We start from the raw sequence: 24,472 nt of genomic DNA on the forward strand, positions 1-24,472 counted from the left end.
GGTGGACCGCCCGTGCGGGCACGGCGGGGCGGGGTCGCCTCCCCGTGCGGGCACGGCGCCGGGCGGGACCGGCCGAGGCCCGGGTCGTCTACCCGGTCCGCTCCTGGAAGGTGAGCCGGGGCGCCGGTGCGGCGCGCAGGGGGCGGGCCGCCTCGTGACCCGCCACGGCTCCCGCGACCCGGGGCCGGGGCCGGGCGGCGGCGGCACCGACGACCAGGCGCAGGGCCTCGTCGCCGTCCCAGGTGAGGGCGGCGCCCCTGATCGCCTCGACGCTCGGCGGCACGTCCAGGCCGAGGTCCTCGACGAGGACCGTCCGGCACCGCTTCAGGACGCTGAGCGCGCCCGCCGAGTCGCCCTGGACGCAGTACACGGCGGCCAAGAGTTCCCACAGGCGCTGGCGGTACGGGGCCTCCGCGATGACCGTCTCGATGCGATAGGAGAGCATCTCGGTCCTGCCCGCGATGAGCAGCGCCGTGAAGAGGTCCTCGTAGGTGTCCAGGCGCCCGTTGCGCAGTCCCGTGGCGTGCGCGTCGAACCAGCGCGTCATGGGCAGATCCTGGCCGAACGGTCCCCGCCACAGGACCAGCGCGTCCTCCAGCACGGTGATGGCCCTGTCGACCTCGCCGCGCGCCAGGCAGGCGCTGCCCTGCCGGGACTGCTGGACGAACGTGGGCAGGTCCACCTCCTCGGGACCGGCCTCGATCCGGTAACCGCTGCGTATTCCGCGGCAGGTCTTGATCCGGTGGCTCAGTCCGGGCATGGCTCGGTCGAGGTCACGGCGCAGTCCGGTGAAGTGGCTGCGGATGTTCGCGCCGGCCGACGACGGCGGGTCGTCCCAGAGCAGTTCGGCCAGTTCCGTCATTCCGATGGGGTGCCCCGAGCGCAGGAGCAGGGCGGTGAGAATCGCACGCCGCGTGGGCGAACGGACCTCGACCGCCTCTTGCACGCGGAGGTGTCCCAGAATTCTGAACAGCATCGCGCCACCTAACCCTTCCGCGGGAGCGGACAGCACGTGTCCGTCAACTGCTCCTTTCTCGCGGGAAAGGGTCTCTGCAGAACGATGAAACGTCCTTTGATCGAGGTCATAATTGTCCCCCACAATTCCTCAATATGTCGATCTGTTCAGTTTGCCCGTGATAAAGGCCGGGCCGCTCTGGCGCGGGGTCCACGGGTGTTCGCGTGGTGCGCGATCAGGGTCGGCGCGCGGTCCGGGGCCGGCGCCGGGGACCGGTGACCCAATGGGTCTCGGCCAGTCCGACGGGGCCACGACGGGCGCGACGGCCAGATGACACGGCTCGTCTCCGTTTCGTGTGTCCGGGCGGTCGTGGGAGGTGTCGAGCCTGTGGCGCCCCCCTTCGCCGGGGCCGGTTCGCCCTCGTTCGAGCAGGACCGGCGGCCGAAGAGAGGAAATCATTTGGGTATCCCGCCTGTCCGCATGGTCGAACTGTCAGGTAATTGCCGGGCAGCCTGTTGCCACATACATCCAGGACATGACGGGATGAACCGCCGTCGGGCGCCGAGGCGGCTCGTGACGGCGGAGGTACATTTCGGCCAACTCCGCGGGCACGCAGGGAGGATGTGGAGCGGAAGAGAGGGGTCGGCGTCCAGGAGACACGCCGGACGACCCCAGTCGCTATCATGACGATCATGAAGGTTATTGACAGGAGCGCCATCGAGAACGCACAGGCTTATACAGCCGCTTGAGGGCATGCGATCCATGCGCACTGGTTCTCAGGGCGACTCACAGGGGGAAAACATCTTGACGGATGTGCTGACACTTGACCAAGAGACACTCCAGGTGTATCGCGCATTCCTGTTCCACAACGAACAGGACGCGCGCGAGCTGGCCCGACTCACCGACAGCGACGACGACAGCGTCCGGGCGGCCATAGAACGGCTCGTCGATCTGTCACTGCTCGCTCCGTCCCAGCACTCGCCCGGCGGGCTCCGAGCCGTCGACCCGCTGCGCGGGATGCGGGTCCTGCTCGAACGGGAGCAGGAGGAACTCGCCTGGCGCGAGCACCGGTTCAAGCACAACACGACGGTGCTCGACGCGATCGCCGCGGAGTACGCGGCGGCCGGGAGGTCGGCCCAGGTCGACGGGATCGAGCGGCTGCACCACATCGACGACATCCGCACCCGGCTCGAGGAACTGGCGGAGTCCTGCGAGAAGGAGAGCCTCGCGTTCCACCCGGCGGGCGGGCTGACCGAGGAGTCGGTGAAGACCGCCCGGCCCCTCAACGAGCGGGCGCTGGCCCGCGGTGTGCGCTTCCGGTCGATCTACATCGACAGCGTGATGCGCGACCGCGTGACGCGGTCGCACGCCCGATGGATGGCCGACCACCACTGCGAGGTGCGCACGACGCCCTCGCTGCCGATGCGGCTGCTGGTCGTCGACACCACGGCCGCCGTCGTCACCGGGCTGCCCGGCCAGAGCACCGGCGCGACCCTGCTGTTCAGGAACCGGCCGGTGGTGCTGGCCATGCGGGCGCTGTTCGAGGCCTACTGGGACCACGCGACCCGGTTCCCGCAGGAGTCCGACGCGCGGGAACCGGCGCCCGACGAGATCACGCCCCAGGAGCGCAGGCTGCTGGAGCTGCTGGCGGAGGGGCTCACCGACAGCATGGTGGCGCGGACCCTGGGGATCAGCGTGCGCACCGAGCGGCGGAAGCTGGCCGCGCTGATGGAGCGGCTCGGCGTCTCCAGCCGTTTCGCGGCGGGCGTGCAGGCGACGCGCCGTCAGTGGATCTGAGGTAGCGGGACGCCCCTCCCGGGCGGCCCGGGACCGGTCCGGTCGGCCGGGTGCGCTCCGCACGTGGCCGACCGGTTCCGCCCGGGTCCGCGACCGTCGTCACAGCGTCTCCGGGTCGCGGGTCGGGTGCCGGGCGGCTCCGCCGCGGGGGCGGGTGCTCGGGTGCAACTCCCCTGCGGATGCGCAGGATTGCACACCGGATCGGTGCTCGGGCTCAGCTCCGGGGACGGGGCGCGGGCCGGTCGGGCGGGGTCGGCCAGGTGAAGTCCGACGCGGCCGCCGTGGGGGGAAACCGGAGGTGTGGGGGCAAGACGTGTCTCTCCCTTCGACAGGGAACCGCCGGTACGCCGCGTGGGGCGGCGCCGGGTTCCGGGATCGGGTTCAGGGTCCGGTCTGGTCTGGTCTGGTCGGTGCGGGCGTGCGCTAGGACACCGTCGCCTCGCGGGCGTCCGCGTGTTCGCCGTCGGTCGTGCCCGCGGCCGTCCGCTCGTCCCACTCCTGCAGGACGTCCTCGACGTCCTCGACGCTCATCGGGTCGAAGTCGACGACGTCCGCGACGGCGTTGACGCCCGAGATCATCGAGACGAACCCGACGCGTGAGCTCTGGGTGACCATGTTGCCGATCTCCCGTGCCCGCTCCTCGTACTCCTCGCGCAGCCGGGTCGGGTCCATGAAGAAGCGCACGTAGGCCAGGATGTCCTTGAACAACTGGCGGTACAGGGCGTCGAACCGCTCCAGCGCCTGCCCCTCGCGCTCGCCGTCGGTGAGGGCGGCGTCGATCGCCCGCGCGGCCAGCCAGGCGCCCGAGGTGCCCAGCCACACGCCGGAGGAGAAGAGCGGGTCGATGAAGGCGGCGGCGTCGCCGACGGCGACCCAGCCGGGTCCGTGGAAGGTGTCGCAGACGTGGGACCAGTCGCGGGTGGTGCGCAGGTCGCCGAGTGCCTCCGGGTCGACCATCGTGCGTGCGACGTGGCTCTCCCGGAGGCAGTCGAGGAAGACGTCGCGCTGGGTGCGGCCGTCCCGGGTGCGCTCGGCGAGCTGCTCGGCCGCCAGCACGTACCCGAGGCTCAGCTCGGTCTCCGAGAGCGGGATCGCCCACACCCAGCCGCCGCCCTGGATGGCCTCGACGAGGATGTCGTCCTGGTCCGCGATGGGCGTGAAGGAGTCGTAGTAGGTCCACACCGCGACGTTGCGCAGATCCTCCTGCCAGGTGGTGCGGGTCAGCCGGCGGGTCAGGGTGCGGCCCTGGCCCGAGGCGTCGACCACGAAGCGGGCGGTGGCCCGGTGGGTCTCGCCCCCGTGCGTGTAGGTCACCCCGGTCACCCGGCCGGTCTCGTCCTGGAGGACGTCGGTGACCTGGGCCGCCTCGTGGACCGACGCGCCGAGCCTGCGCGCGTTGTCGAGCATGAGCTGGTCGAACTCGCTGCGGGTGACGTGCCAGGCGTGCGTGAAGTGGCTGCCGGTGGCGGAGAAGGCGGCGGAGAAGTCGCTGCGCCAGGGCTCGGGGTCCCTGCCCCAGCGCAGGGTGATCCCGCTCTTGTGGCGGAAGCGGGTGTCCAGCTCCTCGATGAGGCCCAGCTCCTCCATGAGGGGGGCCATGCCGGAGACCATGGACTCGCCGATGTGGTAGCGGGGGAAGGTCTCGCGTTCCAGGACGAGCACGCTGTGACCGGCCTTGGCGAGCAGGCTCGCGGCGGTGGCTCCGGCCGGGCCCCCTCCCACCACGACGACGTCGACGTTCTCGGTGCGGGACATGGGCTGTCGCCCTCTCTGCTGACGGACAAACGGGTATCAGGACATGGGAAGGTCGGGCGGGTACGAGGGGTGGGGCGACGCGCTGTCGGGCGGGCCGGGCCGGGCGGGGACGCCGCCGGGCCCGGCCGCCGTCAGGACGGTCCGGCGCCCGCCGCGTCCGCGGCGCCGCCGAGGATCTGCAGCAGGTCCTCGGCCGCGGCCTTCGGCCCGTGCAGCTGCGCGACGCCCATGGTGTTGAGGACGACCTCGTCCACCCCGGCGGCGGCGAACGCGGCGAGCCGGTCGTGCAGGTGTTCCACGCTGCCGTAGAGGAAGGCGCCCGCGTCCACGACCCGGGCCGCGTCCCCGGCGTCGCCGTGGTCGGAGACGGTGACACCGGCCCGGCGCAGCGCGTCCTGGTAGTGGGGTGCCTTCAGGTGGTTGCCGCAGGTCGCCTCGGCCAGGGCGGTCGCGTCGCGGCCCTCGCGTTCGACGGCGAGCGGCACGATGGCCGTGACGCGCACCGGGCTCTCCAGCTTGCGGTCGGCGCCCCGCACGGCCGGGATCAGGGTCTCGCCGAGGTGGTCGGCGGGCAGCAGCCAGGTGATGGCCCGGTCGGCCACCTCGCCCGCGAGGGCCGCCATCTTCGGCCGCAGCACTCCGAGGCCCACCTCCACCGGGGGTGCCGGACGCTTCAGCAGCCGGGCGGCGACCGAGAAGTACTCGCCCTCGACCATGGCGTCGTCGCCCGACACCAGGGCGCGCACGATCGTCGCGTACTCCCGGCTGGCCCGCAGCGGACGGGCGTAGGGCCGTCCGAGGAGGGCGCGCTGGAACGACGTGGGTCCCGGGCCGAACCCGGCCACCACGGGGTGGCCGGTGGCCAGGGCGACCGAGCGTGCCTCGAAGGCCGCCTGGTAGGGCGACCGCATCGGCATCAGGGACACCCCGAACCCCATCGGGACGCGCACCCCGATCCCGGCGAGCCAGGTCGCCAGGTGGTGGGAGTCCATGACCAGCGACTGCCCCTGCCAGAGGCGTTCGGCCGCGGTCCACTGCACGAGGTTCGCGAAGAGGACCGCCTGTTCGGGGCGGGCCGGGACCACCGGCAGGAGGATCGAGTACTTCATCGCGCCTTACCGCTTCCGTCGGCGTACCGAGACGATCAGGGAGATGACGGCGCCTGCCACCAGTCCGAGCACGGCGCCGCCCCGGTTGTCCTGGCTGAAGGCCACGGCGGCGATCACGGCCCCGATGAAGAGGGGAAACGCGGGGGCCATGCCGTTCTGCTTGTTCTGGCTCATCTTTCGTTCTTCCTTGTCTCAGTGGTTCTTCGCGGGACATCCGTGGGGGCGATTCCCGTCGCGCGGTCGCGTCGGCGCCTGCTCCGGGGGGCCGGAGGCCGTCAGCGCGACCGGTACGAAGGCCGGGGTCCGGCCTTCGAGTGCCTGGTCCAGCAGCAGGTCGGTGTGACCGATGCCGGACCAGCCGAACATGTAGCCCAGCAGCGAGGTTCTCCCGGGACAGCCGGTGTGAAACCCCTGTTCGCGGGCCACTTGTGCGACCCGGATCCGGTGCTCGGCCGCGCGGTCGAGCAGGGACGGGTCGCCGAGCAGGGTGCTCGCCGCGATCAGCGACTGGATCACCCCGGCGGAGCCGTGGCACACCGACAGGTCCACCGGGGCGTCGGGGCGCAACGAGGTGGCCCGGTCGGCGAGTCGGGCGAGACGGCGGCCGGTGGCGGTGTCCGGCCCGCCCGCCGACACGAGGATCTCCGCGGCGGCCAGCAGCAGGCCCGCGCTGCCGTTGCACCATCCCGGCACCGGTGGCTGCGCGGGGTCGTCGAGGCGCTCGGTGAGCCATCGCGCGCTCGCCCCGGTCAGGGAGTCCCGGCCGAAGTGGCGGCCGATCCGGGAGACGGCCCAGCGCATGCCGAGATCGCCGTGGGCGACGTCGAACCAGGCCCGGTCCAACGGGTTCTCGGCCTGCGCCAGCACCATGTCGCGGAGTGCGCCCAGCCGTTCGTGGTCCATCAGCGGGTCCTGGCCCGCTTCGAGCCGGGACAGGACGGCCATGAGGAGTCCGGCGGGGCCGTTGGCGAGGTCGGTCTCCAGGGTGTCGGCCCGCCGGCGCTCCGCGAGCCGTTCCAGGAGCCGGTCCGTCCAGGCGCGGTCCTGCCGGTCGGGGCGGGTGAGCAACAGGGAGGCGGCCCCGGTGAAGACGCTCTCGGGGGCGAGCAGCAGCGCCTCGTCGTAGACGCCGAGGAGTGCGTCCAGGCCGCGTTCGGCGTCGCGGTGCGGGGCGTCGAGGTCCGGGTCCCTGCGGGCGGCGGCGGCGAGGAAGGTGACGATGCCGCCGTTGTCGTGGAAGGAGAGGTAGTTGCCCGGCACGATGGTGGGGACCCCGCGGTCGGGTCCCACGCCGCCGATCCAGCCGGACTCGGTGCCGTGTTCGCCCTGGTGGGTGACGCGGGTCTGCCCGAGGACGCGGGCCACCTGCGGCCACCACGACCCGCCGGTGGTGTCGGGGACGGTGGCGAAGACACTGGCGGAGGACATGATCCGCGGTGCCTCGGCGGCGAGTTCGCCGAAGCACTCCTCCAGCACGAACCGGTGGTAGGTGTCGCTCTGCCCGGCGTGCAGCGCGAGCCCGGCGCGGGCGAAGTCGGCGGGTGAGGCGGGGTGGGCGCCGTCGTGCCGTGCGGTGTGGGTGGCCAGTTCGGTGGAACCGGCCCTCGCGGTGAAGTAGGGGACGTTGCCGGTGTCGAGGGCGGCGCGCTCCGCGTCGCGGGCGAACTCCCGTGCCCCGTCGCTGAGATGGCGGGGGAACTGCTTCAGCAGCCCGAGCAGGCGTCCGGTCTCGGCCGGGTCGCTCAGGTAGCGCGGCTGGGTGGCCGCGTCGAGGAAGCGGCCGTAGACCATCGTGGAGCGGATCAGGCAGCGCACGGGCAGGTCGGGGTGGCGGTCGAGGACGGCCTCGATCGCCGTCCGCTCCCGGACCGCGGCCAGGGCGTCGGTGTACCCGGCGACGAGGTCGCGGTAGTGGCGGACGGCGGTCAGCCGCTCCTCGCCGAGCCGCGGCACGTTCTCCTTGTGCCGGTAGACGACGGGTTCCCAGCGCAGGCGGACGGCGTCGGTGCCGCCGTCGTCGATCACGGTCCGCTTCAGCTTGCCCGAGACCTGTTCGCCGCCGACGCCGACGCCCGCCATGATGACGTCGATCGGCGACTCCGGGCGGACGTTGGGGACCAGCATCGTCGAGGCGACGGAGACCTCGACGTGGTTGATGAGCCGGTTCTCCAGCGAGTCGGTCCCGGTCCCGGCACCGGGGCGCAGCATCATCTCGGTGTCGATGACGCACGGGTGCTCCCCCGCGGCGAGCAGGTTCTCGTCGTGCAGGTCGGACGCCCCGATGGCGCCGAACAGCGCGCACAGGGCGCCGAATCGGTAGAAGTACCGGGCGGGCTGGTCGGGCTCGGTCATGGCGCCGGGGGTGACGAAGCTCTGCCAGCCGTGGTCGCCGACGGTGAGCGACAGCGGCACGCAGCCGTCGAGGCCGTGCGCGAGGTGGGGCGCGGCGGCGGCGTACAGGTCGCGGACGAAGTCGTCGGCGGCGAGGGTGCGCGGCTTGAAGACGAGGCGTCCGCCCCCGGCGAGGTCGACGCCGACGACGCGCCGGTTGTCGTTGTGCGGGTCGCCGCCCGTGGTGATCAGCGAGACGAGGGTGTCACCGGGGTCGGTGAGAAGTCCGCCCGCGGCGAGCCGGGCGCGGTCCTGGTGGAAGGCGGTGAACAGGTCGTCGTAGGCGTCGAGGAAGTGGTCGAGGACCACGGTGAGGCGCCGCCTCAGCACCTCGTAACGGGCCAGCAGGTCACGGCAGTTGCCCGGGTCGTCGAGGTGCAGGCGGAACTTCTGGAGCGCCTCGTCGCTGTCGGCGGACATGGGCAGTCCGCGGGCTTCGCGGAAGGTGTGGAACTCCCCGATCAGCACCCGCAGGGAGTGTCCCTCGACGGTGGTGACGAGGTCTTCCCAGATCTGGTCGGTGATGTCGCGCGCGTGCTCGGGCGCGGCGACCCGGGAGAGGGGTTCGCACAGCCGGTCGGCGACCGCGCGCCGGGGGACGCGGTCGGTGTAGAAGGGCAGGAAGTCGGCGACTGCAACCCGTGGCTCGGTCACGCTCGTTCTCCCCCCACCAGCGTTTCCTCCCGCTGGTCGTCTCCGTACAGGTTCGCGTACAGCTCGCCCTCGCCGAGGAGTTCCTCGTGGGTGCCGGACTCGGTGATGGTGCCCTTGTCGAGGACGTAGATCCGGTCGGCGGACTTCACGGTGGCCAGGCGGTGCGCGATGACGACCTGGGTGGCCCCGATCTCGGAGATGACGCGCATGACCCGGCGTTCGTTGATGTTGTCGAGGGCGGCGGTGGCCTCGTCCATGACGAGGATGCGCGGGTTGCCCAGCAGGGCGCGGGCGATGGCGATGCGCTGGCGCTGGCCGCCCGAGAAGTTCGCCCCCATGTCGGAGACGAGGGTGTTGAACCCCATGGGCAGGTCGTCGACGAAGTCGAGGATGCCGAGGCGGTCACAGAACTCGCGGACATGCTTCTCGGACAGGTCCTTGCCGAGGGTGAGGTTCTCCAGGATGGTGCGGTTGTGCATGTGCACCTCCTGCGGGATGTACCCGATGGTGCGGCGCAGGGCGGTCCTGTCGTACTCCTCGACGTCGTGGCCGCCGAACTCGATGGTCCCTTCGGTGGCGCCGTAGAGCCCGCAGATGATGCGGCCGAGGGTGCTCTTGCCCGATCCGGAGGGTCCGACGAGGGCGACGCGTTCGCCCGCGCCGATCGTCATGGTGACGTCGCGGACGACCATGTCGCTGTGCCGGGTGAAGCGGAAGCTGACGTTCTTGAGGGTGATGGAGGACGAGGCGGGCGCGGTGCGGGTGCCGCCGGTCGGCTCGGCCTCCTCCTCGGAGATCTCCGAGAGCCTGGAGACGTACCGGGACACCTCGTTGAAGGAGGTGTACGTCTGGAACACCGAGCCGGCCAGGGAGAAGTAGGTGGCGGAGATCGCCTGGACGGAGACGGCGGCGCCGAGCGAGATGCCGCCGTGGCCGACCAGGTAGAGGCTGTACAGCAGCAGGACGAGCGGCCCGAACATCTGGGTGGTGGTGGAGAGTCCGGCGATGCGGCCCTGCTGGAGGCGCATCCGGGTCTTCATCGCGTTGAGCGAGTTGCCGTAGGTCTCGTTCCAGCCGGTCAGGAACTCCTCGGCGTAGCCGCCCATCTTGATCGCCGGGATGGAGACGATGGCGTCGAGCTGGGTGCCCTGGCTCTTGGCGAGGTAGGCGATCTCGGAGTCGACGGCCTCGGTGACCCGGTAGCGGGTCCGCATCAGGTAGAGGGCGTTGAGGAGGAAGAGGCCCACGGCGACCAGGCCGAGCCGCCACTCGGTGACCAGCAGGTAGACGGTGACGCAGAGCAGGGTGCCCACGTCGAGGACGCCCTGGGCCATCCGGGAGGAGATCAGGTCGCGGACGGAGGTGACGCTGTTGAGCCGGTAGATGAGTTCGCCCGGCGGCCGGGTGGTGAAGAACTTGAACGGCAGGTTGAGGAGCCTGGTGAACGTCTGGCTCATCAGGTCCTTGCCGAGGACGGCGATCAGCGAGGAGAGCAGGACGACCCGGGTCAGATGCAGCACGTAGTAGCAGAGGGCGGCGGCCAGCACGGCGCCGAGCAGGACCGCCGAGTCCTTCATGCCGTCCCAGTGGGCGTACCGGTCGACGGACCAGCGGGTGAGGACGGGGATGCCGAGGACGGTGGCGTACCCGCTGAGGGAGAGCAGCGCCACCATGGCGATGCGCTTCTTGGCGTCCGAGGTGAGCAGCAGGAACGTGCGCCACTCGGCGAACGGCCTGGCCCGCCTGCGTTCGAAGTCCTCGCCCGGTTCGGCGGCCAGGACGATCTGGGTGAAGCTCTTCTCCAGCTCCTCGCGGCTGATCCGGCGCCGTCCGACGGCGGGGTCCATGACGACGGCGGTGCGGCCGTCGAAGCTCTCCAGGACGACGAAGTGGTAGTTCTCCCAGTAGAGGATCACCGGCGAGGTGAAGTCGGCGAGGGCGGCCACGTTCCTGACCCGGTACGGCTTGACGCGCATGCCGCGTGACTCGAGGAACTGCGCGAGCTGTCCGGCGGAGAGTCCGTCGCGGCCCGCCTCCATGACCTCGCGGGCGCTGCCGATCTCCTCCGCGCGCCCGTAGTAGCGCAGCAGGGCGACGCAGGAGCACAGGCCGCACTCCGTCTGCGTGACCTGGGTGACGGTCGGTACCCGGCGTGCCGTGGGGATCTTCTCGCCCCGGGGGGTCGTCATGTCAGCGCCCTCCCGTGGTGAGGGTGAGCGGGCACAGGCGCAGCTCGGGGTCGAGGCGGCCCAGCAGGTGCAGGGCCAGGCCCGCGCTGCCGACCATGAGGCTGTTGGTGTGGGCGTAGCGGCTGTCCGGGTCGGCCGTCTTGCGGCGGAGGACCTCCGGGGTGAGCCAGCGGCGTTCCTGGGCGCGCACCTCGGTGTGCAGCGGGGTGTCGCCGGGGCCCGCGATGTGGCGCAGGGCGGCGTGGTTGCCGAGGTCGCCGTGGCACCAGGTCAGGTTGCGGCCGAAGCCGAGGCGCAGGGTGTTGTCGACGGCCTGGTCGCGCAGGGCGGTGACGTCGGCGCCGCCGGGCAGGTCGGCGTAGGCCGACAGGGCCAGGGCGATGCTGGTGGAGCCGTGGCACCAGCCGGTCGCGAAGGTGCCGTCGGCCGAGGCGCGGGAGGCCCAGTTGCGCTGCTCGGGGTCGAAGAACCGGTCGAGGCGTGCGACGAGGGCGTCGAGGACGCCGCGGACCTCGTTCGCGTGCTCGGCGGGGAGCAGGGGGTGGGCACGGGCGAGGGCGTGGACGACGCCGCTGATGCCGTGGGCGAACCCGGACTGGTCGAGGACGGAGCGGGCGAAGGGCCCGTCCTGCTGGACGCGGCGGGCGAGCAGGAGCGCGATCTCGGTGACGGCGTCGTCGGGGCGGTCGGGGCCGACGATGTCGGTGACGCAGTTGAGGACGCCGGCGAGTCCGCTGATGATGTCGAGCGGGAGGCTGTCGGCGGGTTCGGCGCGGATCTGGTCGAGGACCAGCGGCACCGCTCCCCCGGCCGCGGTGACCCAGTCGTCGGCGCCGGTGAGGCGTCCGGCCGCGGAGAGGCTGAAGAGGATGCCGGCCATGCCGGTGTAGCCGCCGTATCCGGCCTGCTGGAGGCTGCGGGACTCGTAGCGGTGCGAGGCGAGGATCTCGGCGGTGGCGGAGAAGACCTGGCGGGCAGCGTCGAGGGCGCGGTCGTCGTCGAGGACGTGTCCCGCGGCGCAGAGGGTGAGGGCGATGCCGGTGCGGCCGGTGTAGAGGTCGTAGCCGAGGACGCCGGGCGGCCAGGGGCGGTCGGCCTCCGCGGAGGCGAGGGGTCCGATCCAGGTCTTGGGCAGGTGGGCGAAGCGGTCGGGCAGCGCCGTCTCGACCAGGTTGTCGCAGAGTTCGCGGGCCAGGGAGCGGAGTTCGGCGCGTTCCCCGGTGTCGGTGCGGCCGTGCGCCGCCGGGGGTTCGGTGTCCCGGGCGGGCGCCAGGTGGTTGTCCGGGAACTGGGCGGTGAACGCGGAGCGGATGAGGTGCAGTTGCTGGACGAGGTCGCGTTCGCCGAGGCGGGACGCCTTGGCCAGGGCGAGGTCCAGCGGGGAGTGGCCGAGTGCGGCGCCGGTCTCGGTGCCGTCGCCGTCGCAGATGCGGGTGCCGGTGGCGCTGACGGTGAAGTAGGGCACGTCCCGCTCGGCCATCTGGCGCAGCTCGGAGACGATCAGCGGGCGGGCCGAGGTCTTGCTGGCGATGGCGACGCGTTTGAGGAGCGCGAGGTAGGTGGCCGGGTCGTCGAGGGCGCTGGGTCCCGTGGTCATGCGCAGGATCTGGGAGTAGAGCGCGGTGGGGTTGTGGACGTACCGGATGCGCAGGCCCTCGGCGGTGGTGCGCAGCAGCGCCCGCCAGGTGTCGGGGGCGGCGAGGAGCGCGCGGTAGGTCCGGGTGAAGCCGTCCGCCATCTCGCGGCCCAGGCGCAGGATCTCCTCCTCGGTGCGCTCGCCGACGACGGTCCTGCGGCCCTGGACGCTCTGGGGGCGCAGGGCGAGTCCGATGCGGTCGGTGAAGGGCGCGTCGAAGGTCATCTGCTTGAACGGGGAGGTGCCGCGCCCGGGTCCGCCGAGGAAGCCGAGGTCGACGTGGCCGCCCCGGTCCTTCTTGCGGCCGGCCATCACCAGGGGCAGGATGCCGACGCCGTAGACGGACTGCCCGATGGTGGTGTAGGCGTTGCCGTCGGCCTCGGGGACCGGCCCGTCGTGGACCCGTTCCGGGTGGAGCAGGGTCTCGAGGTCGACCGGGACGGGACCGCGGCGGGTCGGCAGGATGTTCTCGAAGTGCATGTCGCGGGCGTTCAGCGCGTACAGGACGGCGGCGAGTTCGCCGCTGTCGCGCATGAACCGCTCGGAGATGTCGGAGACGTCCTCGGTCTCGATGTGCTCGACGTAGCCGTAGCCGTCGCGGGCGAGCGCGTCGGCGGTGACGAGCCGGGTGCCGAAGGCGGTGTTGAGTTCGCGGGCGAGCCGGACGAAGGCGGCTTCGCAGGACACGTCGCGCGGCTTGTACACCAGGCGCCTGCCGGAGGCGAAGGTGAGGACGCAGACGGCGCGGCCGTGGTGGTGGGTGTCGCCCTCGGGGGCGCCGAAGGAGAGGAGGCGGTCGTCGGGGGCGATGCCGAAGGTGTCGCGCAGCGCCTGCCGGTCGGCGACGACCCGGGCGCACAGTTCGACGACGGCGTCGACGGCGGAGGACAGGACCACTGGGGTGAGGTCGCGCAGCACCGGGAAGCTGAGGCCGCCCGCGGTGGTGAACGAGGTGCGGACCGCCTCGTCCACGAAGTGGCGGTAGCGGTCCTCGGGGCTCTGACCGCGCAGGACGCCCTGCTCGCGCGCGTGGTTGACGGCGGCGACGAGGGGGCGGGTGCAGGTCTCGCGGACCCGGATCTCGACCCTGCCGAGGAGTTCGAGCAGCGCGTCGCCCGGGTCGGCGAACAGGCCGGGGAAGGCGCCGAGCGGGTCGCCGTCGGCGGCGCCCGCGGCGATCGCCCGGATCACGCGCTGGAACGGGTACTCCTCCGGCCGGTCCGTCCACTCCCGGACGACCGCGGGCCTGGCGGACGCCGCCGCGGGCTCGCGCGGCGCACCGGCGACGACGGCCAGGACGTGGTCGTCGAAGGGCGCGAGCGGCGTGATCGTCTCGCCGATCTCCGTGTCGTCGAACTCCGGGTAGAGGTTGATCGCAGATCTCATTGCTGTCCTTCTGCACGCGATGTGAAGTGCCCCCAAAGGCGGGGCGGAATGGACGCTTGGGGGTCGGTCCATTCCGCCCCGCCCGCTTACACCGACCTACAGGTCACTCAGCAGGCGCTGGTGCACTTGGTGGTCGGGCAGAAGGCGACGCTCGCCGCCACCGTCACCGCGACGGAGACCGGCGTGGTACCGCCGGTGACATCGGCCTCGCTCAGCTCGATGAGCTCGGCCTCGTCGTACGCCCCGAGGACGTCCTTCTCGTTCTGCATGGTCTTCCTTCCCCACCCCTGGCAGAGGTCAGTTGTCAACAGGCGCTGGTGCACTTGGTCGTCGGGCAGAACGCGGCGCTCGCCGCGATCGTGACCGCGACGGAGACCGGCGTCGTTCCACCGGTGACATCGGCCTCGCTCAGCTCGATGAGCTCGGCCTCGTCGTACGCCCCGAGGACGTCCTTCTCGTTCTGCATGGCTCTCCCTCGTCTGCCGTGGCAGAGCTCAGTTGCAGTTGGGCTGGCATTCCTTGGTGAGGGTGCACCAGCCGCCGTGGTTGCCCAGCGCGTCCGACAGCGAGAAGGTGTTCGTGGTGCACGCGCCGTACGCGACACCGTCGAAGTCCTGCTCTTCGATCTCCTCGATGAGGGACAGGTCGCCCTGGTACATGGGTTCTCCCTTGTGTGGTGGATGCGAGCGCCGAACTGCCGTTCGTGACCGGCGCCTGCACCGATCATCGGAGACCGACATTCGGCCGCCGCATCACCGACCGGGGAGAGCGCGCATGGGCCGCGCATAAGCTCCGCATGTGCCGGGAGGGGTGGGTGGGGTTCAGGCGTCGCGGCGGCGCAGGGCCAGGTGTCCGGCGAGCAGGGCGCACGCGGTCCACAGCGCGAGGACCGCGAGGCCGGACCACGCGCCGAGGACGTAGCCGTCGGGCACGGTCCGGTAGAGGACCAGTCCCCCGGCCTGGTCGGGCAGGAACTGGGCCGCCTTCCCGACGCCCGGGATGTTGGTGAGGATCGTCGAGACCGTGAAGAACAGCGGCACGAGGATGCCCATGGTGATCGCCGAGGAGCGCAGCAGGACGGCGACGCCCATGGTGAACAGGCAGAGCAGCGTCGCGTAGAGCACCGCGCCCGCCAGGGCGGGCAGCACCCCGTCGTCGGTGAGCGAGACGCTCTCGTCGCCCATGGTGGCCTGGGCGAGGAGGAAGCTGGTGAGGGTGGCGGCGAGGGCCACCAGCAGGGCCGCGGCGCCCCCGGCGAGGAGCTTTGCGGTGTAGAAGACGCCGCGGCGGGGCACCGCGGCGAGCGAGCTGCGGATGGTCCCGGAGGAGTACTCGCTGGTGACGACCAGGACGCCGAAGACGACGAGCCCGATCAGGCCGAGGCGCAGTCCGCTGAATCCGGCGGAGACCGGGTCGAAGGAGGCGGGGGCGGGCTTGTCCGCGTACTGGTGCTGCACGACGGCTCCGGTGAGCACCGCGAAGGCGAGGCTGAGGGCGACGCAGGCGGCCAGGCTCCACGGCACGGAGCGCAGGGTGCGCATCTTGGACCACTCGAACCCGACGGCCGCGTTCAGGTCGTTGCTCATCGCACTGCCTCCTGCTCCGCGCGGTACTCGACGGCGTCCGCGGTGAACTGCATGAACGCGTCCTCCAGGGACGCGGTCCTCGGGCTGACCTCGAAGACGGCGATCCGGTGCTCGGCGGCCAGGGTGCCGACCGTCTCCGGGTCGGTGCCCACCGCCTCCAGGACGCCGTCCGCGCCGTCGTCGACGTGGATGCCGCGGGCGGCCAGCAGATCGCGCATGCGCTCCGGCTCGGGCGTGCGGATCAGGACGTAGGACCGGGAGTTGTCGGCGATGAAGGCGTCCACAGAGGTGTCGGCGAGGAGCCTGCCGCGGCCGATCACGATCAGGTGCCCGGCGGTCAGCGCCATCTCGCTCATGAGGTGGCTGGAGACCAGGACCACGCGTCCCTCAGCGGCCTGACGCTTGATCAGGTCCCGGATCCACTTGACGCCCTCCGGGTCGAGGCCGTTGACCGGCTCGTCCAGGAGCAGCGCCTTCGGGGAGCCGAGGAGGGCTGCGGCGATGCCGAGCCGCTGCGCCATGCCGAGGGAGAGGCCCTTCGCGCGCTTGTCGGCGACGGCGGCGAGACCGACCGCCTCCAGGAGTTCGTCGACGCGGGTCAGCGGCAGCCGGTTGCTGCGGGCCAGGCCCACCAGGTGTCCGCGCACGCTGCGGCCGCCGTGCACGGCGCGGGCGTCGAGGAGCGCGCCGACGGTGGTCAGGGGGCGCGGCAGGTCCTCGTAGCGCTTGCCGTCGATGAGGACCTCGCCCGAGGTGGGGCGGTCGAGGCCGATCATCGCGCGGATCGTCGTCGACTTCCCGGCGCCGTTGGGGCCGAGGAACCCGGTCACCCGTCCCGGCTCGACGCGGAAGCTCAGCGCGTCGACCGCTCTTGTCTTTCCGTACCACTTGGTCAGCTCTCGGACTTCGATCATCGCACTGGGTCTCCTGTGACGGACGGTCTGTGCAGGGACGCGGACAGGGGTGTGCACAGGTGCGTGGACATGGGTGGGTGAGGCGTGGGGCCCGCCCGGAAGCGGGCACGGCGGAGCCGCCGGGGCGCCGGTGGGCGGTCGCGGGGACGGGAGGGGCGGGCCGGTGCCCGCCCGGACCGTCGGGGGTGGCCCCGCGCTCCGGGTGTGGCGCCGGGTGCCGGGGGTGGCGCCGGGTGCCGGTGTGGTCAGTCGGCGGGGCGTGCCGCGCGGGCCGTGGCGGCGATCCGCTCCAGCGCCGCCGCGTGGCGCAGGAACGCGTCCCGCCCCTTGGGGGTGAGCCGGGCGAGGGTGCGCCGGCCGCCCACGGCCACCTGCTTGCGCACCTCGACGTACTCCTCGGCCGCGAGGGCCGACAACTGCTTGGAGAGGGCGGAGTCGCTGGTGCCGATCGCGTCGCGGAGGAATCCGAACTCGGTCCAGCCCGCGGGTGCCAGCAGGGCGACGATGGTCAGCCGCGGGGCGGGGTGCAGGAAGGCGTCGAAGTCGGCGTCCATCAGCGCCGCCCGACCCGTTCGCGCAGGCGCTCCCGCGCGATCCGGCCCGCGCGCGGCGCCGCCAGCAGGCAGGCCCCGACCACCGCCGCGGCGGCGATCGTGTGCGGGACGGGCACCCCGCCCGCGGAGAGCGCCGCCGCCAGGACGCGGAACACCGCGTACCCGGCGAGACCGCAGACCAGCCCGATCAGCACGGCCCGGGTGCCCGGCCGGTTGCGGACCGGGGCGCCGTGGGTGTGCCGCAGGACGAGGACCGCCACCAGCAGCAGCCCGGGGAGCAGGATCGCGCCGCCCCAGGGGTTGGGCAGGTCGAACGAGGCGAAGGAGACGAACAGCAGCAGCGCCGCCGTCGCCAGCGAGGCGCGGGACAGACCGAAGTTCAGCTCGGCCGTGCCGGACTGCTCCTGACGTCTGCGGATGTCGTCGAGCGCGGCCCGCGCGTCGGCCGGCGTCACGGCCCGTCCGTCGGAGGGATTCGTGTCGTGCTGGTCGTCGGACTCCATCGGCCCTCGCACCTTCCTGAGGAGCACTGCTACTTTCCTGTCGAGAAAGTAGCAGGTATTTTCCCAACAGGAAAGTAGACTCCGCGCTCAGATCGACGGCACAGGCAGGCAGAAGGGGGAACACTGTGAAGCCTCTGGTACTTGAGGGAGTGTCGAAGCGGTTCGGATCTCAACAGGCCCTGGACTCACTCACGTTGACCGTGAGACCGGGCGAGATATCGGGCTTCGTCGGCGGCAACGGGGCGGGCAAGACGACCGCCATGCGCATCGGTGTCGGGGTGCTCGCACCGGACGGCGGGCAGGTGCTCTGGGGTGACGCGCCGGTCGGGAGACTGGAGTCGGCGCGGTTCGGCTACATGCCGGAGGAGCGGGGGCTCTACCCCCGGATGACCGTGGCAAGGCAACTGGTCTACCTCGGCGAACTCCACGGGCTCTCCCGGGCCGACGCCCGTGAGGCGATGGTCCGCTGGACGGAACGGCTCCGGATCACCCAGCACCGCGACAAGCGGGTGAACACCCTCAGCCTCGGCAACCAGCAGCGCGTCCAGCTCGCCGCCGCCCTCGTCCACGACCCCGAGGTCCTCATCCTCGACGAGCCGTTCTCGGGCCTCGACCCGCTCGCCGTCGACGACATGAGCGACGTCCTGCGCGACAAGGCCGCCCAGGGCGTGCCCGTGCTCTTCTCCAGCCACCAGCTCGAACTGGTCGAGCAGCTCTGCGACCGGGTCGCGATCGTGCGCGCCGGACGCCGGGTGGCCTTCGGGACGCTGGACGAGCTGCGGCCCGCCGAGGCGGGCGGCCAGGTGTACGTCGAGGTGGAGGGCGCCCGCGAGGACTGGCCCGCCCGCTGCCCGGCCGCCGCCGGTTTCCAGGCCCTTCAGCAGGGTGTCCTGGTGGACCTCGCCGCGGGCCGCGACGAGAACGACCTGCTCCTCGAGGCGGTGCGGCACGGCACCGTACGGCAGTTGCGACGGCATGTGCCGAGCCTCGCCGAGCTCTTCCGCGACCTGGTCGAACCGGCCCGGGAGACGCCCCCCGGGGGCACCGGCGCCGAGTCCCGCTCCCGCGACCTGGACGGGGTGTCCGCGTGAAGCGCGCCGGTTCCGAGCGGCGCACGCCGCGCCCCGCCCGCGTCCGCCTGGTCTACGTCCGTGAGCTGCGGGCGCGCATGATGACCCGGGGCTACGTCGTCAGCCTGGCCCTGCTCTCCCTGATCACCTTCGGCCTGGTGATCGGCTTCAGCCTGATGGGGCACAGCACAACAGCGACCGTGGCCGTCTGCGGGACACCGGCCTCCTCCCTGGGCACCCCGCCGCCCGGGGTCCGGGTGACGTCCTGCGACGGCATGGCGCAGGCACGCGAGCGCGTCGGGGAGAACGACGCGGACGCCGCGGTGGTCGTCGCCGGGGGCCGCGCGTCCCTGCTGACCCGCGCCGACACCAGCGACCAGGCGCGGGCGGGTGCCGACGCGCTGGCCAGGACCTGGGCGGGCGACCAGGCCCTGCTGCGGCAGGACGTCGACCTGGACCGGCTCGCCCGGGACACCGCGGCGGCGGCGCCGACCCGGGTGACCGTGGGGAAGTCGGTGGGCTCGCTCCAGCTCGGCGCGGCGGCGAGCCTGATCATCGTGCTGTTCATGCAGATCGTGAACCAGGGGTCGGTGATCGCGCAGGGCGTGGTCGAGGAGAAGTCCACCCGGGTGGTGGAGGTGCTGCTCGCCACGCTGACCCCGCTCGAGCTGCTCGTGGGCAAGGTCGCCGGGATCGTCACGGCCGGGATGGTGCAGGTGGCCGCGATGCTGGGGGCGGTGCTCGGGGCGCAGTCCGTGCTCTCCGAACCGGCCACCGCGATGCCGGGTCCCGGGGCGCTGGTGGTGACGGTGCTCTGGTTCCTGCTCACCTTCGCCCTGTTCGCCTCGCTGTACGCGGCGGCCGGATCGCTGGTCTCCCGCCCCGAGGACCTCCAGGGGGTGCTGACGCCGGTGATGCTGCTCGCGCTGGCACCGGTCGGCGCGGCGACGGCCGCCGCGGCCCAGCTCTCCGCGCCCTGGGTCTCGGTCGTGCAGTACGTGCCGCCGTTCTCCGGACTGCTGATGCCGCTGAAGGCGTCGGTGGGCACGGTGTCGGTGCAGGAGCAACTCGTCGCGGCGGGAACGCTGTTGGCGGCCACGGCCTGCTGCATGGTCCTCGCCGGACGGATCTACCGCAACTCGGTGCTGCGGGTGGGCGCGCCGGTGAGGTGGCGCCAGGCACTGGCGGCTTGACCCGCGGCCGGGGGCGGTACGGGCCGCACGGCCACGGCGTCACCCGCCGAGGCCCCCGGCGGTGCCGGGTCCGGCGGGCGGGAGCGGGTCTCCCGCCCGCCGGGGCCGGTCAGCGGTTGGTGCGGCCGAGGTCCACGGGGAGCTGGACGCCGGTCACGTGGCGGGCCTCGTCGGAGGCTATCCACGCGATGGCCGCCGCGATGTCCTCGGACTCGCTCATCTCGCCGGGCAGGGTGCTCTGGTAGAACTCGGCCACCTCGGGGTGGTCGTCCAGCAGGTTGAGGATGCCGGGCACGAGCTTGGTGCGCACCCCGTGCGGGTGCACGCTGTTGACCCGGATCCGGTACTCCGCCAGCTCGTTGGCGAGGGTCTTGGCGAGGCCGGTGACGCCGTGTTTGGCGGCCACGTAGTCGGCCAGCATGGGCAGGCCCTTCAGACCCGCGACGGAGCTGGTGAAGACGATGGCCCCGCCGGTGGCCTGCTCGATCATCAGCGGAATGGCCGCCTTGACGGTGTGGAACGCCCCGGTGAGGTTGATGTCCAGGGTGGTGTTCCAGTGTTCGAGGTCGATCTCCCAGGCGCGGCCCGCCGTCACCATCCCGGCGTTGACCACCACGACGTCCAGACGGCCCAGCTCGGCCACGCTCTCCTGGAGCGCGGACCGCAGGGCGGCGAAGTCCCGCACGTCGACCTTGTGCGTGCGCACCCGGCGGCCGGACTTCTCGATCAGCCGCGCCGTCTCGGCGAGGTCCTCCGGGGTCGAGCCCGGGTAGTCGGTCAGCGGCAGGTCCTCGCAGATGTCGAGCGCGATGATGTCCGCGCCCTCGGCGGCGAACCGCAGCGCCTCGGCGCGGCCCTGTCCCCGGGCCGCGCCGGTGACGAACACGACCTTGTTCTCGAACCTCCGGGCGATGGGCGCACCGGGCACCGCGACCTCGGGAATGCTGTCGGTCATCTCTCAAGTCCTCTTTCCGGGCGAGACGTTGCTCGCCGTCCCACGGGTGATGGGTCCCGTTCGGCGGCCGTGCCGCGTTCCGGGGGGTCTGGGGGTGCCGGGGCTCGGGGCGGGCCGTCGGCGGGCGGTCGGGAGCCGTGGAGCGCTTCCGCGGCGGGGGTCCCGCCGACTCGGGCGGACCGCGGGAGCCGCGGACGGCCGCCGGACTCGGCGGGGCGGCCCCCGCCGGGTCCCGGCCGGATGCGCGCCCGGCCTGGGAGGCCCGGCGCGCGGGGGTTCACCGGGTGATCCGGGGGCGCAGGGCGGCGACGGAACGTCCCCGGAGCGCGGACAGCCACACCCCGGCGCCGTACGCGAGGTCGTCGAGGCGCCGGGCGACGCCGTAGCGGACCGGGTCGAGCGCGACCCGCTCGCGCCGGTACTCCAGGGCGACGTCGGCCACCGCGGCGAGCGCCGCGGCCCGGCGCACCCGGCGGGAGACCAGGCAGCCGACGGCGGTCAGCGGCCACCAGTGCCGGGTCAGCAGCGCGGACGTCTGGGCCAGCGCGCCGACCGCCCCGCGCCCCGCGAGCCCGAGCGCCAGCCGGTGCGGATGCCGGGTCCCGGCGGCCTTGCGGGCGATCCGCAGGGTGACACCGCCGAGGACGGCACCGGCCACCGGGAGCGCCCAGCGCCGCTGGACCAGCAGCAGTCCCACGAAGGCCAGGCTCCAGGGGGCGAACACGGCCGGGGCGATGAACTCGGGGTGACGGTCGGCGAGCGGCTGCGCGCCCGTGCCGTAGACGGCCTTGCGCAGGAACCAGTCGCCGAGCCGGGTGCGGTGCTCGTGCTCCGCGCTGACGGCGGGTTCGTAGCGGACCCGGCCGCCGGACTCCAGGAGCCGCCAGCACAGGTCGACGTCCTCCCCCACCCGCATCGCGTCGTCGAAGCCGTCCTCGAGCGCGTCCGTGCGCAGCACGACGCACGCGGTGGACGCCCAGGAGACGGGGGTTCCGGGGCGCACGGCGGCCGGGTGCGCGCCCAGGTCGAGGGCGGAGCGCGCGTGCTCGTAGCGGGCGATCCACCCCGCCCTGCGCACCGGCAGCCCGGAGATCCGGGGCACCGCCATGGCCACCTTCGGGTCGGTGAAGTGCCGCAGCAGGGTGGGGACGGTGTCCGGCCCGAGGACGATGTCCGAGTCGACGAAGGCCACGAACGGGGTGGTGACGAGCCGCCAGCCCGCGTTGCGCGCCCCGGCGGGGCCCACGTTGACGGGCAGGGTGACCAGCCGGGCCCGGTGCGCGGCCACCACGGCGGCCACCGCCGCCGGGTCGCGCGAACCGTCGTCGACGACGATCACCGGAGTGCCGTCGTCGATGCCCGCGAGGAGCCGGTCGAGCTGACGCGGGCGGTCGCGCACCGGGACGACGACGGTGCAGCGGGTGTCGGGCGGCTCCGCGAGCCTCTCCACCACGGGGTTGGCCATGCCGAGTTCGAGGAGCCGGTCCGCCAGCAGGGCGCTCGCCGCGTCCCGCACCCGCAGCGTGGAGCCGGTGAGCAGCCGCCGCGCCCGGGGGGTGAGCCGCAGCAGCCGGGTCGGGTGGCCGCCGACCAGGACCCGGCCGCCCTCCAGGACCCGGGTGTGCCGGTCGAGCGTGATCTCGAAGCCGTGAGGAAGCGTCACCTGGCCACCCGTTCCGCCTCGGGACGCCCGGTCGGGGCGGGCGCCGGGGCTGAGGCGGGGGCGGATGGCGCCTCCGAGGCGTCCGACGTCTCCCAGACCTGCGGGGTGTCAGGGGCCTCCGGGGTCTCCGGTGTCTCCCAGACCTCCGGGGCCTCCGGGACGACGAGTCGGCCGCGGGCGTCGGGCACTCCGGTGGTGATCCGTCGCAGGGCCCCGGCGGTCATGGCCCGGACCGTGCGCAGACCCTCCTCCGCGGTGGCGCCCGTCGGGTCGCCGAGCACCCCGGAGGGAGCGACGCCTCGGACCCCGCGCGCCCGCAGTTCGGGCAGGAGGACGGCCAGCGGCCGGGTGTCCCCGGCGACGGCGGCGTCGAGGCGTACCCGGTCGGGCGCCAGGTGGAGCATCACCGAGGTCTCGGTCCGTCCGGCGTGCGGGTCGCCGCCGGGGACGTCGCACCCGGTCCACGCCACGTCGTGGCCCTCGGCGCGCATCTGTCCGACGGCGTCGTCGAGCGCGGCCACGTTCCCGCCGTGGCCATTGACGAAGACGATCCTCCCGGCCCAGATCCCCAGCGACCGCACCATCTCGACGACGACGATCCGCAGGGCGCTGTCGCCGATGGAGACGGTGCCGGGGAAACCGGCGTGCTCGCCGCTCGCGCCGTAGGCCAGCGCGGGCGCCACCAGCACACCGCCCTCCTCCCGGGCGGGCAGCAGCTCCGCGACCCGCTGGGCGACGGCGGCGGCGATGACGCTGTCGGTGTCGAACGGAAGGTGCGGCCCGTGCTGTTCGGTCGAGCCGAGCGGGACCAGGACCAGCACGTCGCGCGGGACCTCGGGCCAGGTCAGGTCGGCCAGGCCCGCCGCGCGGTCCCGCGGGGAGCCGGCGGCGCGTCGCGGGGTCGGGGTCATGGCCGCAGGACCGTCTCTTCGGCGGTGACCCCGAGGGCGAGGGGGAAGTCGGCGGGCACCACGAGGTCCGCGGGGGACAGATCGTGGACGGAGCCGTGGCCGAGACCGAGCACGGCCGAGTCCAGGCCGCCGCGCAGGATGTCGAGGACGTTCTCCACGCCCGTCTGCCCGTTGGCGGCCAGGCCCCACAGGTAGGCGCGGCCGATCATGACGGCCCGCGCGCCCAGGGCCAGCGCCTTGGCGACGTCGCCGCCGCGCCGGACACCGCCGTCCATCAGGACCTCCACCTGGTCGCCGACGGCCGCAGCGATCGCGGGCAGGATGCGGACGGCGGCGGGGGTGGTGTCCAGATTGTTGCCGCCGTGGTTGGAGACGGACAGCGCGGTCACCCCGGCGTCGACGGCGCGCCGTGCGTCGTCCACCCGGGCCACGCCCTTGAGCAGGAACGGGCCGCCCCACTCGGCCCGCAGCCAGGCGATGTCCGACCAGGTGGGCGGGGGTGTCTGCATCCACTCGCCGTAGGCGCCGAAGAAGGTGAGAGCGCGGCCCCCGGCATCCAGCATGTTGGGGGTGGTGAGGTCGGGCAGGCGTCCGGAGCGCGCGTACTTCCACAGCCATCCCGGGCGGGGCAGCACGTCGGGGGCGAAGCGCAGGGCGGTGCGCAGGTCGAGCTTCTCCGGGATGGAGGGGCTCCCCCAGTCCCGGCCGTGGGAGAAGGACCAGTCGAGGGTGACGACGAGCGCCTTGGCCCCCGCGGCACGGGCCCGGTCCATGCGCTGCGTCATGGCCTCGCGACTGCCGCTCCAGTACATCTGGAAGAAGAGGTCGGGGCCCGCGGCGGCGACGTCCTCGACGGACCTGCTGGCGAACGAGCTGAGTCCCATGACGACGCCCCTGGACGCGGCGGCGCGGGCCACCGCCACCTCGCCCTCCGGGTGCACGGCCTGGACGCCGGTCGGGGAGACGAGGACAGGCATCGAGGTCGGCACGCCCAGCACGGTGGTGCTCAGGTCGCGCTGCGCGTGGTGGCCCACCAGCCGTGGCACGAAGCCGAGTTGGGCGAAGGCGTCGGTGTTGGCGTCGATGGTGCGGCCGCGTTCCGAACCGGCGACGAGGGCGCCGTAGACCGTGCTCGGGAGGCGTTTCCTGGCGCGGCGCTGCGCTTCGGCGATCGTCTCGAACCAGGGGTTCTCAAACATGCGGGATGTCTCTTCCGGTGGGCTGGCGGTGAACGGGTGGTACGGCACGGGC

The 24,472-nt window shown here is 72.8% G+C and carries 21 protein-coding genes; 3 read left to right on the forward strand and 18 right to left on the reverse strand.

The window, feature by feature from the left end:
- Window positions 1–88: 88 nt before the first annotated feature.
- Entirely contained in the window at window positions 89–976 is an 888-nt protein-coding gene (locus tag GA0115242_RS21460) for an AfsR/SARP family transcriptional regulator (RefSeq protein ID WP_093830908.1), read from the reverse strand.
- Window positions 977–1,798: 822 nt separating this feature from the next.
- Between GA0115242_RS21460 and GA0115242_RS21465 the strand changes: the two genes are divergently transcribed.
- The gene (locus GA0115242_RS21465) at window positions 1,799–2,752 is read left to right on the forward strand and encodes a helix-turn-helix transcriptional regulator (RefSeq protein WP_256089497.1); all 954 of its coding nucleotides are present in this window, start codon (window positions 1,799–1,801) and stop codon (window positions 2,750–2,752) included.
- 423 nt (window positions 2,753–3,175) lie between these two features.
- Here GA0115242_RS21465 and GA0115242_RS21470 read toward each other — a convergent pair whose 3' ends face one another.
- The 13 genes from GA0115242_RS21470 to GA0115242_RS21515 all read right to left on the reverse strand — a co-directional run bounded on the left by GA0115242_RS21470 (window position 3,176) and on the right by GA0115242_RS21515 (window position 17,429).
- Complete coding sequence (locus GA0115242_RS21470) at window positions 3,176–4,507, reverse strand: NAD(P)/FAD-dependent oxidoreductase (protein WP_093830912.1); 1,332 nt, start codon at window positions 4,505–4,507, stop codon at window positions 3,176–3,178.
- 131 nt (window positions 4,508–4,638) lie between these two features.
- Complete coding sequence (locus GA0115242_RS21475) at window positions 4,639–5,616, reverse strand: LLM class flavin-dependent oxidoreductase (protein WP_093830914.1); 978 nt, start codon at window positions 5,614–5,616, stop codon at window positions 4,639–4,641.
- A 6-nt stretch (window positions 5,617–5,622) separates the two neighbouring features.
- Window positions 5,623–5,790 (reverse strand): hypothetical protein, encoded by a 168-nt coding sequence (locus GA0115242_RS40820; RefSeq protein WP_161353227.1) that lies wholly within the window; start codon window positions 5,788–5,790, stop codon window positions 5,623–5,625.
- 18 nt (window positions 5,791–5,808) lie between these two features.
- Window positions 5,809–8,661, reverse strand: a complete 2,853-nt coding sequence (lanM, locus tag GA0115242_RS21480) for a type 2 lanthipeptide synthetase LanM (RefSeq protein ID WP_093830916.1) — start codon at window positions 8,659–8,661, stop codon at window positions 5,809–5,811.
- Window positions 8,658–10,850, reverse strand: a complete 2,193-nt coding sequence (locus GA0115242_RS21485) for a peptidase domain-containing ABC transporter (RefSeq protein ID WP_093830918.1) — start codon at window positions 10,848–10,850, stop codon at window positions 8,658–8,660. The genes lanM and GA0115242_RS21485 overlap by 4 nt, the downstream gene beginning before the upstream one ends.
- Before the next feature lies 1 nt (window position 10,851).
- Window positions 10,852–13,872 (reverse strand): type 2 lanthipeptide synthetase LanM family protein, encoded by a 3,021-nt coding sequence (locus tag GA0115242_RS21490; protein WP_093830920.1) that lies wholly within the window; start codon window positions 13,870–13,872, stop codon window positions 10,852–10,854.
- Window positions 13,873–13,979: 107 nt separating this feature from the next.
- Window positions 13,980–14,141: a class II lanthipeptide, LchA2/BrtA2 family gene (locus GA0115242_RS40825; RefSeq protein ID WP_176729873.1), complete on the reverse strand. Its 162-nt coding sequence runs from the start codon at window positions 14,139–14,141 to the stop codon at window positions 13,980–13,982.
- Window positions 14,142–14,176: 35 nt separating this feature from the next.
- Window positions 14,177–14,338: a class II lanthipeptide, LchA2/BrtA2 family gene (locus GA0115242_RS40830; RefSeq protein ID WP_176729874.1), complete on the reverse strand. Its 162-nt coding sequence runs from the start codon at window positions 14,336–14,338 to the stop codon at window positions 14,177–14,179.
- A gap of 28 nt (window positions 14,339–14,366) precedes the next feature.
- Complete coding sequence (locus GA0115242_RS21495; protein ID WP_093830922.1) at window positions 14,367–14,531, reverse strand: plantaricin C family lantibiotic; 165 nt, start codon at window positions 14,529–14,531, stop codon at window positions 14,367–14,369.
- Window positions 14,532–14,693: 162 nt separating this feature from the next.
- Window positions 14,694–15,458 (reverse strand): ABC transporter permease subunit, encoded by a 765-nt coding sequence (locus GA0115242_RS21500; RefSeq protein ID WP_093830924.1) that lies wholly within the window; start codon window positions 15,456–15,458, stop codon window positions 14,694–14,696.
- Complete coding sequence (locus GA0115242_RS21505; protein ID WP_093830926.1) at window positions 15,455–16,372, reverse strand: ATP-binding cassette domain-containing protein; 918 nt, start codon at window positions 16,370–16,372, stop codon at window positions 15,455–15,457. Before GA0115242_RS21505 ends, GA0115242_RS21500 begins: the two co-directional genes overlap by 4 nt.
- Window positions 16,373–16,617: 245 nt before the next feature.
- Window positions 16,618–16,926 carry a transcriptional regulator gene (locus tag GA0115242_RS21510; RefSeq protein ID WP_093830928.1) on the reverse strand — a complete coding sequence of 103 codons (309 nt, stop codon included), beginning with the start codon at window positions 16,924–16,926 and terminating at the stop codon, window positions 16,618–16,620.
- Window positions 16,926–17,429, reverse strand: a complete 504-nt coding sequence (locus GA0115242_RS21515) for a hypothetical protein (RefSeq protein ID WP_093830930.1) — start codon at window positions 17,427–17,429, stop codon at window positions 16,926–16,928. Before GA0115242_RS21515 ends, GA0115242_RS21510 begins: the two co-directional genes overlap by 1 nt.
- A gap of 149 nt (window positions 17,430–17,578) precedes the next feature.
- On the opposite strand from GA0115242_RS21515, the gene GA0115242_RS21520 reads away from it, so the two are divergent.
- Both GA0115242_RS21520 and GA0115242_RS21525 read left to right on the forward strand, forming a co-directional pair.
- The gene (locus tag GA0115242_RS21520; protein WP_256089499.1) at window positions 17,579–18,520 is read left to right on the forward strand and encodes an ABC transporter ATP-binding protein; all 942 of its coding nucleotides are present in this window, start codon (window positions 17,579–17,581) and stop codon (window positions 18,518–18,520) included.
- The gene (locus GA0115242_RS21525) at window positions 18,517–19,692 is read left to right on the forward strand and encodes an ABC transporter permease (RefSeq protein WP_093830934.1); all 1,176 of its coding nucleotides are present in this window, start codon (window positions 18,517–18,519) and stop codon (window positions 19,690–19,692) included. Before GA0115242_RS21520 ends, GA0115242_RS21525 begins: the two co-directional genes overlap by 4 nt.
- Window positions 19,693–19,801: 109 nt before the next feature.
- Here GA0115242_RS21525 and GA0115242_RS21530 read toward each other — a convergent pair whose 3' ends face one another.
- The 4 genes from GA0115242_RS21530 to mftD all read right to left on the reverse strand — a co-directional run bounded on the left by GA0115242_RS21530 (window position 19,802) and on the right by mftD (window position 24,420).
- On the reverse strand, window positions 19,802–20,647 hold the full coding sequence (locus GA0115242_RS21530; RefSeq protein WP_093830936.1) for a mycofactocin-coupled SDR family oxidoreductase: 846 nt from the start codon (window positions 20,645–20,647) through the stop codon (window positions 19,802–19,804).
- 277 nt (window positions 20,648–20,924) lie between these two features.
- Window positions 20,925–22,310, reverse strand: a complete 1,386-nt coding sequence (gene mftF, locus GA0115242_RS21535) for a mycofactocin biosynthesis glycosyltransferase MftF (protein ID WP_093830938.1) — start codon at window positions 22,308–22,310, stop codon at window positions 20,925–20,927.
- The gene (gene mftE, locus GA0115242_RS21540; RefSeq protein WP_093830940.1) at window positions 22,307–23,221 is read right to left on the reverse strand and encodes a mycofactocin biosynthesis peptidyl-dipeptidase MftE; all 915 of its coding nucleotides are present in this window, start codon (window positions 23,219–23,221) and stop codon (window positions 22,307–22,309) included. Before mftE ends, mftF begins: the two co-directional genes overlap by 4 nt.
- Window positions 23,218–24,420: a pre-mycofactocin synthase MftD gene (mftD, locus tag GA0115242_RS21545; protein WP_093830942.1), complete on the reverse strand. Its 1,203-nt coding sequence runs from the start codon at window positions 24,418–24,420 to the stop codon at window positions 23,218–23,220. Before mftD ends, mftE begins: the two co-directional genes overlap by 4 nt.
- Between the last annotated feature and the right edge of the window lie 52 nt (window positions 24,421–24,472).

This window comes from Streptomyces sp. SolWspMP-5a-2 (genome assembly GCF_900091845.1).
In the GTDB taxonomy this organism is placed as follows: domain Bacteria; phylum Actinomycetota; class Actinomycetes; order Streptomycetales; family Streptomycetaceae; genus Streptomyces; species Streptomyces doudnae.